The sequence below is a fragment of the Capsulimonas sp. genome, from assembly GCF_039929585.1.
GTDB lineage: Bacteria > Armatimonadota > Armatimonadia > Armatimonadales > Capsulimonadaceae > Capsulimonas.
Genome location: NZ_JBDSQY010000228.1, coordinates 35,567 through 48,681, shown reverse-complemented (window position 1 = coordinate 48,681; position 13,115 = coordinate 35,567). Strand labels below are relative to the sequence as shown.

The following is a 13,115-nucleotide window of genomic DNA, read 5'->3' as shown; positions in this document are numbered from 1 at the left end:
AATGAAAAGCGGCGAATGTCCGTATTTTCTCAAAAACTCTCCAAATTGCCAGGTTTGATACCGCTGTTGCTTGTGATAGAATAGGATATGCGCTAGAAGAAACGGGTGAACTATCCAGGCCCTGATTCGAGACGCTCCCCCCTTGCTCCCAACTGCGTCCGTTGATACAGATTGTCACGTCAAGTTCCCTCTTCTAATTTTTGCCTCGCCTTGTTCTCAGCCGCATTGTGTCTGAGAAGGAGGGCGGATCGAACAGCGCTGGAAGGAACTTGATCTATGTGGCGCCGGTTTGACGAAGGTTTGAAGCGCGCGATTTTGAGCGCGGCCGAAGAAGCAAAAGACAAGCGACTGACAACAACGCTTCTCTTTCAGCGAGTGAACGCTGAGTGCGCCGAGGCGGCTCGGCTGCTGCGGCGATTGAACGCATCGGCGGCGTTGACCGATGGTGAGGATCTTCATGAGGCATTGGGAGGCGCTCTGGGGCTGACGCCGGAGGCGCGCGCTGTGTTCGAGCGGACTTACCAAATTGCGGCTGATCTTGGCGATTGGTCCGTTCGCGGCGAGCATTTTCTTCTTGCCCTCGTGCAAAATCCAGAAACAAGCGACGCCGGACGTGCGCTGGCGCGTGCGGGAGTCAACTGGGCGTCGGCAGGCGCCGCGCTAATGGCGATGCAGCCTCGAAGGCTCCGGGCGCCGGAGGGCGTCGCCGTTCCCGGTTTGGCCGCGCGCCGCCTAAAGAAAGGGGTTCGAGCGGCTGTCGGCCGCGCCGCGCGTTTGACCCTTGGGGCGCCGCGTTACCGCAAGTCGTTCACCGCCTACGCCCTGTTCCACGATCGCACCGCACGAAATCCTTACCCGATGTACTCCTGGATGCGGCGCAAGCCCGTCTTTTGGGATCCACGGATGCGGCAGTGGGTGGTGACTGGATACGCCGATGTATCGGCGGCGCTTGCGGAGAACCGGCTTTCGCTGCGCTCCTTTTCCCCGTCCGTGCTGTCCGATGAAGAACTGGCGCCGATTGTCCAGCAGGAGTTTCGTCTGCTTCCGGGGCATCTGGACCGGCAGATGCTGTTTCAGGACGCCCCGGATCAGGTGCGTCAGCGCGCTCAAGTGGCGAAGCGGTTTACCCCGCGCGTGATCGGCGAGATGCGCGCGCAGATGGAACTGCTTGTTGAGGAGATGCTGGATGGCGCCGCCGGTCGCGGGCGGATGGAGCTGATCGCCGATCTTGCGGTCCCATTCCCGATTGTCGTCATCATGCGCCTGCTCGGCCTGCCGGAAGGCGAGCGGGCGCGGTTCAAGAAATGGTCCGTGGATTACTTCACCCATATCACGTTTGAGACGACGCTGGAGCAGGATGTCGTCACGTATCAAAGCATCCGAGAGGCGTCGGAATACTTCCTGTCAGTGATTGAAGAGCGGCGTGAGAACCCGGGCGGCGACCTGATCTCCCTGCTTCTCCAGCCAGACGACCAGGGCGAGCGGCTATCCGATCAAGATGTGATCTCCAACAGCATGATGCTGCTTGCGACCGGCCATGAAAATACGACCCGGCTGATCGGCGCCGGCGTCGCCGCCTTGCTGACCCGTCCCGATCAGTGGACGATGCTGCGCAATGATCCGTCCCTGATCGCCGGGGCGGTAGAGGAATTCCTGCGTTTCGATTGTCCTGTGCAGTGGGTGGTGCGTCATCTGCGTGTGGACCTCGAATGGCGCGGCCACTCGATGAAGAAAGGGCAGGGCGTGTTTCTTGGTCTGGCGGCGGCCAACCGCGATCCGGCGCAGTTTCCCGATCCCGACCGGTTCGACATCACACGCGAGCCTAACCGCCACGTCGCCTTCGGCTACGGCTCGCACTTCTGCCTCGGCGCCGCCCTGGGACGCCTCGAAACACAGATCGTCGTCAGCGCTCTGATCGCGCGTTTCCCCACTCTCAAGTTGGAAGAACCCATCGAATGGCTGGACAGCGTCATCGCGTTTCGAGGTCCGAAATCGCTCGATGTCCGATGGAATTGATGGTAAAGCAGGAATTCTCCCCTCGCCGACGAAACGGTGTTCCGGGCGCGGAGATGCGATAAACGTCGCTGGGAGATCCTGACATGAGCGAGAAATGCTGGCGAGTGCGGTTTGGGGTAATTGTGCTGTTTATGCTTGCGATCTTGGGACAGGACGCGATGGCGCAAAACCTGACCGGATCGGGAGCGACATTCCCTGCTCCGCTTTATCAGAAATGGTTTCGGACTTACAAAGCCGAAACTGGGATTGAGATTGAATATCAAGCCATCGGGTCCGGTGGCGGCGTCAAAGCGATTACGGAGCACACAGTCGATTTCGGCGCTTCCGATTTGCCTCTGACCGAGGAACAGGCAAAGGCGGCGCCCGGGATTCTACAAATCCCCATGACTGCGGCTCCCGTGGCCGTGGTGTACAACATTCCTGGGGTTGACGGTCCTGGATTGCGAATGGACGGTGAGGTGCTCGCGGATATCTATTTGGGCAAGATCACTCGTTGGAGCGATTCGCATATCACACGGCTCAATCCCAGAATCAAGCTGCCGAATCTCAAAATTACACCTATCCATAGTGGAGACAGCCATACAACAATGCTGTTTACGCACTACCTCGATCGGCATAACGCGAATTGGCGTAAGGATTTGGGTTGGGGACGAAAAGTGGCGTGGCCCATTGGATATAACGCAAAAGGTTGTGCTGGCGTCATTGGCCTTATGGTTAGCTTCCCTGGAAGTATTGGCTATGTCGAGTTGTCGTACGCCTTGAAGAACACGACTCCTGCTGCGGACTTGCGTAATGAAAGCGGCAAGTACGTCGCTCCCTCCATCACATCGGCAATCACCGCCATGGAAAGCATGGCGTCGCCGACCGGTGAATGGAATATGGACGATACGTTTACGGCGACGCGAGGATATCCACTGACGGGATTTACTTATATCCTGGCGCCAGGGGCTGGAGCGAAGGCGTCATTGAAGCCGTTTCTGGTCTGGGCTCTGGTGTCTGGCCAGGGGTTTGCGGCCGATCTGCTCTATGCTCCTCTGCCGTCGGCGATACGTAAACGCGTGCTCGCAAAGGTGGCCGCGATGGATTGAATCGACTCTTCATTTCGTCAAATTCTCCGTATTGATTTGATCCCCTTGCTTGTTAGCTTTCATTCCTGACTGGGTATGAATCAGCAGAACCCATGGAATACCGCGTCGATGCGGGAGGGGAAACGGATCGGGAGGATCGGGGTGTGGCGGCAATACAAACGACGATAGGGGATGGATCGTGGACGGTGGAGCGGGCGTCCACGGGAATTGTGGGGCTGGACGATGTGCTCGGCGGCGGTTTTCCCCGCAACCGTCTTTTTTTAGTGCAGGGCGATCCGGGCGTCGGCAAAACGACGCTGGCGATGCAGTTCCTGCTGGAAGGGGCGCGGCAGGGCGAGCGTGTGCTTTATGTCACGCTTTCTGAAAGCCTGGAAGAGATCCGGGATGTCGTTCATTCGCATGCATGGTCGCTGGATGGGGTCGATATTTACGAGTTCAGCCAGGAAGACCAGCTCTCCGCGCAGTCGCACAGTACGGTCTTTCATCCGGCGGAAGTCGAACTTGGCGAGACGATGCGGCTTCTGCTGGAAGTTGTTGAGCGGGTTCAGCCCGCGCGCGTTGTCTTCGACAGCCTTTCCGAACTGCGTCTCCTCGCGCATGATTCGCTGCGCTACCGGCGCGAGATCCTATCCCTCAAACACTATTTTGCCGGCCGCAAATGCACGGTGCTTCTGCTCGACGACCGCACTACGGACGCGGGAGACCGGCAGCTGCAAAGTCTTTGCCACGGCGTGGTGGCGCTGGATAACACCGTTCCCGAGTACGGAGTGGAGCGGTACCGAATCCGTATCACGAAGATGCGCGGCGTGCGCTTTCGCGGCGGCTTCCACGACTATATTATTCGGACGGGCGGTCTGGATGTTTATCCGAGACTGGTCGCCGCCGAACACAAAACCGAGTTCATCAACAAGCCGATTGCAAGCGGCATTCAAGCGCTGGACGATCTGCTGGGCGGTGGTTTGGATCGAGGCGCCAGCATCGCGCTGATGGGGCCATCGGGCTGTGGTAAATCCACCATCGCCACGCGCTATATCGTCGCCGCGGCGATGCGCGGCGAGAATTCCGCCATGTTTTTGTTCGAGGAAACTCCTGCGACTCTCTTCCAGCGATCGCGGTTGCTGCATATGGACTTGAAGCCGCACGTCGACAATGGCTGCGTCGAGATCCAATCGATCGATCCGGCGGAGCTTGCGCCGAATGAGTTCATTCAGCAGGTGCGCGACTCCGTGGAGAAGGGCGGCGCGAAGATCGTCCTGATCGACAGTTTGAATGGCTACCTCAACGCCATGCCTGGCGAGCGTTACTTAATACTGCAGCTGCACGAGCTGCTCACTTATCTTTCCCAGCAGGGCGTCACCACGCTTTTGATCACCGCGCAGGCGGGAATGATGGCGGCCGCGCCGGTTCCTGGCCTGGATATCAGCTATATCGCGGATACGGCTCTGCTGTTCCGCTACTTTGAGTTTGGAGGCGCGATCAAGAAGGCAATTTCCGTGTTCAAGCGCCGCAGCGGCAGCCATGAGCAGACGATCCGGGAACTGACGCTGGGCGGCGATGCTGGCATCAGCATCAGTGAGCCTCTGACGCAGTTCCGGGGGCTGCTCACTGGTGTTCCCACGTTCGAGGGACCGATGGAGGCGTCCGCGTGACCGGATCTACAGAGCCGACGCCATCGGACACGCGCGTGCTTGTGCTGACGCCAACGGGCCGCGACTCCGCAACCACATGCGCGGTGCTTCAGGAAGCCGGCTTCCAAGTGGAGCCATGCCCAGACATGACTTCGCTTTGCGATTTTATCGCTGATGGGGCTGGAGCCGCCTTGCTGGCGGAAGAAGCCCTCACCCCCCAGGCGCTCAGCGCCTTTTCCACGGTGATCAAAGCCCAGCCGGCCTGGTCAGACTTTCCTATCGTCCTTCTCTCCTCCAATGGCCGAGACACGCACGAAAGACGGCAAATTTTGGCGGAGATCGACGCCTTCACCAATGCCGCCATTCTGGAGCGTCCCCTGCGAAAGGCAACGCTTGTGAGCGCCCTGCGCGTGGCGCTCCGCTCAAGGAAGCGACAGTACGAGATGCGTTCTTATCTGCGCGATCTTGCACTGCTCGAGCAGGAGCGTGAAGACCTTCTCGGCCAGCAGAGGCACATCGCGGAAACTCTTCAGCGCACCCTGCTCAAGGCGCCCGCGCCGGACGCGTTTCTCAATCTGGAAGTCGAAACGCAATACGCGCCGGCCTGGATGGAGGCGATGATCGGGGGCGACTTCTTCGATGTTTTCGCGATTGGGGATAAAGTCGCGCTGGTGGTCGGCGATGTGGTTGGCAAGGGGATGCGTGCGGCGTCGATGATGGCCGAGGTCAAGTTCGCGCTGCGGGCCATCGTGATGCAGAACCCGAACCCCGCGCAGGCGCTCGCGCAGCTCAATCGTTACGTGCTGGCCGCCGCGCCGGATGATGTGAACGACGATCCCCGTCTGGTCGCGGTGCTCCTGGCGGTGGTGAAGGCCGGCTCCGGCCAGACGGAGATCGCCGTGGCGGGCGCCGAACCGCCGGTGCTCATTCGGCGCGGGGCGAAGGCGGAGGCCATCCTTGCGAACGGCGTTCCAATCGGCGTAATGGAAAAAGCCGCCTACGACACGGCGTCCGTAACCCTGGGCGCCGGAGATATCCTGCTGCTCGCCACCGACGGCATCACGGAAGCGCGCCGGGGCGGCGAGTTCTACGGCCCTGAGGGACTGATGGCGGCCGCCGACGCCGCCGCTCCGCTGGGAGCCTCGCTCGCCTCCTGCGGGGAATCTATCGTCGCGGACGCCCGAGCCTACTCCGGCGGCGCTTTCCGCGATGATGTGTGTCTGCTGCTCGCCCGCTGGGGCGTGTGACGACCAGTCGAAACGGAATGACAACACCGCGTGGCTCCGCGCGGCGTTCGCTCCACGATCTTCTCACTTCCAACTCCTCTATTTTCGAATGGTGCGCGCGAGCAATTGCAGTGCGATATGCAGGCTTTGGTCGAGGTTGTCCGGACGCCCGAGAACGAACCTCTGAGCGCTGGCGTTCCGACAATCACCGCACCTGCGCTTACGAGAAGCTCCGTCTGGCCGCGCACGGCTGTGCTGGTGGCGAAACCATGCAGCAGTTCGCGGGGCGGCAAATCCCGAATGGAAATCAAATGCGTGGAGACCGCGTGTTTCTCCAGAACACGTCGAGCATGGCCGAGAACTCCGTGGGACACGGACGAGTGTGAGGGACTGCCGCTCAGAATGACGATATCGTACAATCGTTTATCCTCCAAAAACACGCAAGGCTGCGAGCGCCTCCAGAAGGAGGGCCCGCAGCCTCAAGTCGTCTCGCCAGCTTTCTTTAGAATAATTCCCTAGAAATATACTAGGGAATATAGTTTTATCCTGTTATCCAGAATGGCTGATATTTTGTCAAGGATTTTACGAATTTCTTCTCTACTCATCCTCGTCTTCCAAATCCATCTCCGCCTGATGGCGCCGAACGGCGGCGATCGCGACACCCGCTAGCGCCGCCGCGCCGACGCCGGCCGCGATTGCGGGAACGGGATCGTGGACGGGCGGGGGAATCGACACCACACCGTTCTGATCGAACCGGGCCGGCTGGTTCACATAGCGTCCGTGCGCCGGGCGATGGAATGTTCGCGCGAGCGTCTCCAGATCGTCCGCGACGCTTGGCCCGGAGAGTGGACGCCCATGTCCGGTCCCGACCACCTTCGGACGCAGGGACGCCAAACGCTGAACGGAATCGCGCGCGGCGTCCCAGTCGCAGGTGGCGTAGGAAGGCGGGCGCGTAATCTCGGGCTTCTGCGTCACGGTGTCGCGAAACGAGTCCGTGTCCATCGTGATAAAGGCGTCGCCGACGATCAGCACGCCATCCGACTCTCGGAAGAACGAGACATGTCCTGGCGCATGACCTGGTGTATGGTGAATATCCCAGCCCGGCATGATGTCCACCGGTCCGGATCCGGGCAGCAGGCGCACCCGGTCGCCCAGATCGATCCCTTTTTCCGGAAACGTGCGCGAGAGAGCGGGAAAGAAGCCGCCGACCGTCGGATCGAACGGTGGATAATCCGCGCGCCCCGTCACGAACGGCTCCTCCATCCGGTGAACATAGATCGGGACATCCCAATGATCCGCCAGCGCCTTCACCGACCCCACATGATCGAAATGCGCATGCGTCAGCACAATCGCCTCCGGCCTGCTGTCCTTCCCAAACCGCTCCTCCGCCGTTCTAATAATACTCGGCGCTCCCAGCGGCATTCCCGTATCCACCAGCACCCACGGCCCGCCCGGCTCGCCGACATAATAGAAGTTCACGATCTTCCCATGCGCGCACGCCACCCCCGGCGCGATTACTTCGATACTGTGACTCATCCCTGCGTCCTCCCCGGTTAACAATGATATTCGGTTAGTAGAGATTTATATCCAAACGTCGTATCTATCACACCTGACGTATTGTAGGCCAGAGAAGCGCATTGGCTTAGGTTACCAACGCACGGATCATTCTGCTCCTAATCTCTCAACTCAACACGCCGCGTTTTTAAGCTTTGCGCGGACTTCTTCCAATATCTTCCCCAGCATATTCTTCCCCGATCCGTCTTTACCAATGCCCCAGTAGTAGTCGCCGGGGGCGTTCTCAACGATCTCTTCGTCGCCTGTCGAAAGCAGCAGTTCGCGCAGGTCTGAGTGTGTTTCGAACTTTTTCAGAACGCAGGCGCGCATCACATCGTCTTTGACGGATTCCCAGTTGGGGCGCAGGGGGACGCGGCGGCTGCGGCCGAGGTCGGCGGCGAGTTTTGGGCTGTGGGCGTCGCGGATCTTGCGGCGGTAGGCGGCGTCTTCGAACTTTTGCGCCTGGAAGTAGTGCTCAGTGGTCGGCCACCATTCACCGTCGATTTTTACGCCATATAGGGCGAAGTTGGAGAACTCTCCGTAGGGTTCGCGTGTTGAGTAGAAGTAGAGAGGCATAGTTTTGTCACACTCGCTGTCACAGTTGTGACAACAATTTACCCGAAGACGCCGCCAAAGCGCGAATTTTTCTGGCGAATAGACGCCTAGATGGAACACAGTGTGACACTGTCACAGTTTTCGACGTCGGAGCGCCGCCCAAGGCTGACTCCCGCGCAGCGGATGCTGCAAATCGAGACGATCTACTATGAGCCGGGCGCAGTCGAAAGACTGCGTGGCCGAGAAGTGTTAGATCGCTTTCCCGATGCGGCGAAAATCGAAGTTGCTTCCCATCGTGATATCCCTGGTCTTTATGGAAATGAGGGGCGGGTCCGCGAATGGGTGCACACCAAGCGCGGCACGCTCGTACTGGGAGTGCGTAAGACGATGCCGGTGCGCGTCAATGGCCGCAGTGCGGACTTTATCGCGCCGGGGCAGGCGAGCGGCTGCGCGATGGCCTGCGCTTATTGTTACGTGCCCAGGCATAAAGGCTTCGCCAATCCTATCACTTTGTTCGTCAATATTGAAGAGATCAATGCGGCGATTGCGCGGCATTCCGTCTCGCAGGGCTTCAAATGGGAGCCGAGCCAGACCGATCCCGAGCTGTGGGTGTATGACATCGGCGAAAACAGCGACTGTTCCGTGGACGCGCTTTTGTCGGATAACATCAAGGATCAGGTCGCGTTCTTTCGGACGCTTCCCGGCGCGAAGGCGACCTGGGCCACGAAGTTCGTCAACCGCGAATTGCTGGATTACGATCCTCAGGGCAAGACGCGTATCCGTTTTAGTCTAATGCCTGCATCGATCGCGCGGGTAGTGGACGTGCGCACGTCGCCGATGGCTGAGAGGATCGCCGCCGTGAACGACTTCGTGGAGGCCGGCTATGAAGTCCATCTCAATTTCTCGCCGGTGATCGTCGCCGAAAACTGGCTTTCCCTCTACTCGGAACTGTTCGAGCAGATCGACGCTGTGCTGTCGCCGCACGCCAAGGCGCAGCTGGCCGCCGAGTGCATTTTCCTGACACACAACGAAGGGCTGCACAACGTCAACCTGGGCTGGCATCCAAAGGGGGAGGAGCTATTGTGGCGTCCCGATCTTCAGGAAACCAAGCGTTCAGAGATGGGCGGCGTGAATGTCCGATATCGCACTGGGATGAAGGGACGGATGGTGAGTGAGTTCATCGCTTTGATGGCCACGAAAATACCATACTGCCGAATGCGATACGCGTTTTGAGGGGCGCCGCCTTCTCCCAGCGATGATCGCCGGGAGAAGCGGCCTCGGGGTTATTCTTGTGGGACGGTCGGCTGAAGGATGCCGGCGAACGCGGAGCGGAGGCTGTATGCGAGCAGGCACCAGAGAACTGTCGCGAAGAGGCCCGGGCCGATCCCTTTCACATCCATCAGCGCGTGATACAGCAGAATATTGACCAGGACGGGAGCGATAATCGTGAGCGCCAGCGGCGCGTAGCGGTTTACCAAAAACAGAACGCCTGCGATGAGCTGGATCGCAAATATGAACGTGAAATAGTGAGACATCGCCAGGGCGCCTAGAAATTGTCCGGCCAGTCCGGCGGGTGGGGGCGGCTGGTGGATAAAATGCAGAAAGCCGTTGAGCCCGAAGACGACAAACATAACGCCGAGCAGAATGCGCGCGACGAGAGCGGTGATTTTCATGGAATGAGTTTCCTTTGGAGTAACAAACTGTCGTCGCGCAACACTTGTTGAATATGCGACAGATGTTGTATAGTACTCATTGTTGCGTATACGTTCAATGATCAAAAATTGCGTTCTGTCGCATAAGCAACAGAATTGGTAATCTGTTGGGAAAAAATATGGCTGAGAGTGTATTTCTGATCCTCCATGGCCGTGGCGGCAACGCGGTCGACCATTGGCAAAACCATCTGGCGCGTGGCCTAACCAATGCGGGCGTCGACGTTCGTTATCCACGGTTTCCCAGACCCGAGGATCCTGATCTCACGGATTGGCTTCACGCGTTTCGTGAAACTTTGAACGAAATTCCCGAGGACGCAAGGCTGACGGTAATCGCGCACTCGCTGGGGAGCATTTTGTGGATGCATCACGCTGCATCGCGGCAAGGGTTACAGGCGGACCGGGTGCTGCTGGCGGCGCCGCCGTATATCGTCCGGGAAGTTCCTCTCGCGGGGCAGCCGCTGGGGACGACTCGCTTTTATCCGCCCCCGATGGATAAAATTGGGATTGCAGCAGCGGGACGCGAAACGACGATCGTTGCTTCCGACACGGATGACTTTGCGACATTTGCCCAGACGGAAGCTTATGCGGCGGCCCTTCGTGTTCCGATTTACAAACTTCCCGGCGCGGGGCATATCTCGCCGTTCTATGGATACGGCGAATGGCCCTGGGTATTAGACTGGTCTCTGGGGCGCGCGAATTTCCCGCCGTTTCCGAATAGATGAATCGGCGGTTGTGACGGCGTTGGGTATGCTGGACGCGAGCTGGAAATCATTGGCAAAAAGTAGCGTTCCGAAAGGGTAACAACATAATGAGCGACGTTTTTCTCGTACTGCACGGCTGGGGCGGAAACAAGCCCGAGCATTGGCAGGAACACCTTGTCCTAAAGCTGAAGAATGAGGGCGTCGATGTCCGGTATCCCACATTTCCGGACCCGAAGAATCCGAACTTGGCCGCCTGGATGACTTCGCTGCACTCCGTGCTGGATAAAATTCCTTCGGATGCGAACTTGACGGTTCTGGCGCACTCATTAGGCGCTATTTTGTGGATGCATCATGCGGGGATGTCGGAGACGCCTGCGCATGGACCGCAGGCGGCGCGTGTGCTGCTGGTGGCCCCGCCTTATGTCATTCGCGAAATTCCTCCGCTCGACGCTCCTCCCGGAGCCGCCGATTTCTTCCCGCCGCCGATGAGCAAGACAGGCATTGCGGCGATCGGCCGCGAAACTGTAATCGTCGCCTCCGATACCGACGATTACTCAACTTTCGATCAGTCTTCAGCTTATGCGGGCGGTCTCGACGTTCCGATTGAGAAGCTTGCCGGCGGAGGGCATATTTCGCCCTACTATGGATATGGGGAATGGCCGTGGGTATTCGAATGGGCGCTCGGCCGCGCCGCACTGTCGCCGAAGCCCAATAAATAGGGCGCGCCGCCTCTTCGTTCTGGTCGCGAAGAGGCGGCGCGTGAAAAATTCTCTAGAAAAATGTGAGCATCGCAACCAACGCCGCCTGGCAAGCGTGAAAGATTCATGATACAATAGACTGATCGCGCCGGAGCTTTAGGCGCCCCGAAACTCCGTACGAAATTTTGCCTCATTCATCGCCACGCAGGAAAGGTTATTCTCCTTGCTTACGGAACAAAGTGGGACTTCCACTCAACAGGATGTCCTTAGTACATTTGTCAACGTCAAATTTGGCATCGTCGGCCGCACGGTCTCTACCAAGGATGACCCCAATACCTCCGGCCTCTTTCATTTCTGGCTTTCTCGTCACGCCGTCGAAGTCGGGACGATTGAGATTGGAAGTATTATCGCGGCGTATGCTGACGATGGCCGCGAGCTGACATTCGGTACGGTTCAGGAGATGCGCTCTTACAGCGAGGCCGAGAGCTTTACCGCAGACTTCGCCATCCATGACTATGGACAGCCCTACGCCATGATCGGAGGCGAGCAAGCTGAAGTGGTTGTCGCCACCTGCGCCGTGATCCGCAATCTTTCCTCGCGCACGCGTCCGATCGGACGCTGCCGGGTTTACTTCCCCAGCCCGCGCGGCATTCAGTTCGCCTTTGGCATTGTGGACGCTCAGGGACACTGGGCCTCCAGCGGCGCAGCCATCCCGATCGGCATCTTCGAGAATGGGGACGGCACCATCGCTCCTGTCAGCGTGGATGAGAACTTCCTGGTCGGACCGGAAGCCGCCCACCTCAGCGTCTCGGGCATCTCGGGCCTTGCCTGTAAGACAAGCGCTTTGCAATTCGCCTTGAAATCCTTGCAGCGGCACACACGCAAAAAGATTGCCGTTGTGGTGATGAACGTCAAAAGCAAGGACCTGCTTTACATCGATCAGATCAACACGCGCTTGCAGCAGGATCGCTGGTCGCAGCAGGTCTATGAAAACCTGGACATCCCGATCCAGGCCTTCGTGGATGCAAGGTTCTTCGCGCCGTCGCATCCCAAGAACCGCAATATGACCCAGAGCCTGCGCACCCTCCCCACGGAGAGCTACCGCTGGGATCTGAAGATGCTCTACGACGATATCCCCTCGCTCTTTCACGCCTCCGAGTGGGACGATAATATTGAAGGCGCCTGGTACGTAGTCCGTGAGGAGATTGAGCGCGGTCGCATCATCACCTACTCGGATATGATTATCTGGATCGACAAACTGCTCTCGACCTCGGGGCTGACGGAGTGGCCGCGCGGGTATACGTCGGCGACCTGGTTCAAATTAAAGGGACACCTGAAGCGGTTTACGCTGATGTACCGAGGGTTGATCGAGACCGATGAAGAAGGACGCGATATCCCGTGGAATCGCATTGGCCACGGCGACATGTACGTGGTCGATATCCAGATGCTCTCTCAGGGCGGCCAGAAACTGGTGTTCAGCCGGACGATTCAGGCAATCACGCAGCAGCTGGAAACGCGCAAGGGAGACCTGGATGCAGTTGTCGTTTTCGTGGACGAGTTGAACAAATTCGCCCCAGCGGCGCTGGATCGCACCCCACTGAAGACGAAACTGGTCGAGGTGACCGCGCGGGGCCGCAGCTTAGGACTCGTCCTGTTCGGCGCACAGCAGTTCGCTTCCTCCGTTGAGAAAGAGATTGTGGAAAACAGCTCCACCTTCATGTTCGGCCGCACGGAAAGCACGGAGATGCGGATGCCGAATTACTCCGGCTTCAGCCCTGAGATCAAAACTAAACTGACAATGCTTCCCCAAGGGCAGCTCCTGGTGAAGTTTCCAAAGTTTCCGCAGCCGATCTTCGTCAAATTCCCATATCCGCCTGCGCTCCCCGGCGACGATTATGTCGAACCTGCGTCATAGATTTTCGAAATTCTCATTGAGC

12 protein-coding genes are annotated in these 13,115 nt (G+C 58.6%); 9 read left to right on the top strand and 3 right to left on the bottom strand.

Annotated features, from left to right (window positions below; translation table 11 throughout):
* Window positions 1-276 precede the first annotated feature (276 nt).
* The 5 genes from ABIZ35_RS17205 (at window position 277) to ABIZ35_RS17185 (ending at window position 6,344) form a co-directional block, all read left to right on the top strand.
* On the top strand, window positions 277-2,016 hold the full coding sequence (locus ABIZ35_RS17205; protein WP_348221139.1) for a cytochrome P450: 1,740 nt from the start codon (window positions 277-279) through the stop codon (window positions 2,014-2,016).
* A gap of 83 nt (window positions 2,017-2,099) precedes the next feature.
* Window positions 2,100-3,104 carry a phosphate ABC transporter substrate-binding protein PstS gene (pstS, locus tag ABIZ35_RS17200; protein WP_348221138.1) on the top strand — a complete coding sequence of 335 codons (1,005 nt, stop codon included), beginning with the start codon at window positions 2,100-2,102 and terminating at the stop codon, window positions 3,102-3,104.
* Between the two features lie 92 nt (window positions 3,105-3,196).
* A complete protein-coding gene (locus tag ABIZ35_RS17195; protein ID WP_348221137.1) occupies window positions 3,197-4,753 on the top strand; it encodes an ATPase domain-containing protein in 1,557 nt (518 codons plus the stop codon).
* A complete protein-coding gene (locus tag ABIZ35_RS17190) occupies window positions 4,750-5,979 on the top strand; it encodes a PP2C family protein-serine/threonine phosphatase (RefSeq protein ID WP_348221136.1) in 1,230 nt (409 codons plus the stop codon). The genes ABIZ35_RS17195 and ABIZ35_RS17190 overlap by 4 nt, the downstream gene beginning before the upstream one ends.
* A 17-nt stretch (window positions 5,980-5,996) precedes the next feature.
* Window positions 5,997-6,344 carry a hypothetical protein gene (locus tag ABIZ35_RS17185; protein WP_348221135.1) on the top strand — a complete coding sequence of 116 codons (348 nt, stop codon included), beginning with the start codon at window positions 5,997-5,999 and terminating at the stop codon, window positions 6,342-6,344.
* Window positions 6,345-6,555: 211 nt separating this feature from the next.
* Here ABIZ35_RS17185 and ABIZ35_RS17180 read toward each other — a convergent pair whose 3' ends face one another.
* Both ABIZ35_RS17180 and ABIZ35_RS17175 read right to left on the bottom strand, forming a co-directional pair.
* Entirely contained in the window at window positions 6,556-7,494 is a 939-nt protein-coding gene (locus ABIZ35_RS17180; RefSeq protein ID WP_348221134.1) for an MBL fold metallo-hydrolase, read from the bottom strand.
* Between the two features lie 150 nt (window positions 7,495-7,644).
* On the bottom strand, window positions 7,645-8,088 hold the full coding sequence (locus ABIZ35_RS17175) for an NADAR family protein (RefSeq protein ID WP_348221133.1): 444 nt from the start codon (window positions 8,086-8,088) through the stop codon (window positions 7,645-7,647).
* Between the two features lie 162 nt (window positions 8,089-8,250).
* Between ABIZ35_RS17175 and ABIZ35_RS17170 the strand changes: the two genes are divergently transcribed.
* A complete protein-coding gene (locus ABIZ35_RS17170) occupies window positions 8,251-9,300 on the top strand; it encodes a spore photoproduct lyase family protein (protein ID WP_348221140.1) in 1,050 nt (349 codons plus the stop codon).
* A 50-nt stretch (window positions 9,301-9,350) separates the two neighbouring features.
* Here ABIZ35_RS17170 and ABIZ35_RS17165 read toward each other — a convergent pair whose 3' ends face one another.
* A complete protein-coding gene (locus ABIZ35_RS17165; protein WP_348221132.1) occupies window positions 9,351-9,740 on the bottom strand; it encodes a hypothetical protein in 390 nt (129 codons plus the stop codon).
* Window positions 9,741-9,898: 158 nt separating this feature from the next.
* Here ABIZ35_RS17165 and ABIZ35_RS17160 point away from each other — a divergent pair, with 158 nt between their 5' ends.
* From ABIZ35_RS17160 to ABIZ35_RS17150, 3 genes are all read left to right on the top strand, one after another.
* On the top strand, window positions 9,899-10,501 hold the full coding sequence (locus ABIZ35_RS17160; RefSeq protein ID WP_348221131.1) for an alpha/beta hydrolase: 603 nt from the start codon (window positions 9,899-9,901) through the stop codon (window positions 10,499-10,501).
* Window positions 10,502-10,587: 86 nt separating this feature from the next.
* On the top strand, window positions 10,588-11,199 hold the full coding sequence (locus tag ABIZ35_RS17155) for an alpha/beta hydrolase (RefSeq protein ID WP_348221130.1): 612 nt from the start codon (window positions 10,588-10,590) through the stop codon (window positions 11,197-11,199).
* Window positions 11,200-11,401: 202 nt separating this feature from the next.
* Window positions 11,402-13,093, top strand: a complete 1,692-nt coding sequence (locus ABIZ35_RS17150) for a hypothetical protein (RefSeq protein ID WP_348221129.1) — start codon at window positions 11,402-11,404, stop codon at window positions 13,091-13,093.
* Window positions 13,094-13,115 lie beyond the last annotated feature (22 nt).

Coding starts and splice junctions, on each gene's coding strand:
- ABIZ35_RS17205 (WP_348221139.1), top strand. CDS start 277: ATGTGGCGCCGGTTTGACGAAGGTTTGAAGCGCGCGATTTTGAGCGCG.
- pstS (WP_348221138.1), top strand. CDS start 2,100: ATGAGCGAGAAATGCTGGCGAGTGCGGTTTGGGGTAATTGTGCTGTTT.
- ABIZ35_RS17195 (WP_348221137.1), top strand. CDS start 3,197: ATGGAATACCGCGTCGATGCGGGAGGGGAAACGGATCGGGAGGATCGG.
- ABIZ35_RS17185 (WP_348221135.1), top strand. CDS start 5,997: ATGACAACACCGCGTGGCTCCGCGCGGCGTTCGCTCCACGATCTTCTC.
- ABIZ35_RS17180 (WP_348221134.1), bottom strand. CDS start 7,494: ATGAGTCACAGTATCGAAGTAATCGCGCCGGGGGTGGCGTGCGCGCAT.
- ABIZ35_RS17175 (WP_348221133.1), bottom strand. CDS start 8,088: ATGCCTCTCTACTTCTACTCAACACGCGAACCCTACGGAGAGTTCTCC.
- ABIZ35_RS17170 (WP_348221140.1), top strand. CDS start 8,251: ATGCTGCAAATCGAGACGATCTACTATGAGCCGGGCGCAGTCGAAAGA.
- ABIZ35_RS17165 (WP_348221132.1), bottom strand. CDS start 9,740: ATGAAAATCACCGCTCTCGTCGCGCGCATTCTGCTCGGCGTTATGTTT.
- ABIZ35_RS17160 (WP_348221131.1), top strand. CDS start 9,899: ATGGCTGAGAGTGTATTTCTGATCCTCCATGGCCGTGGCGGCAACGCG.
- ABIZ35_RS17155 (WP_348221130.1), top strand. CDS start 10,588: ATGAGCGACGTTTTTCTCGTACTGCACGGCTGGGGCGGAAACAAGCCC.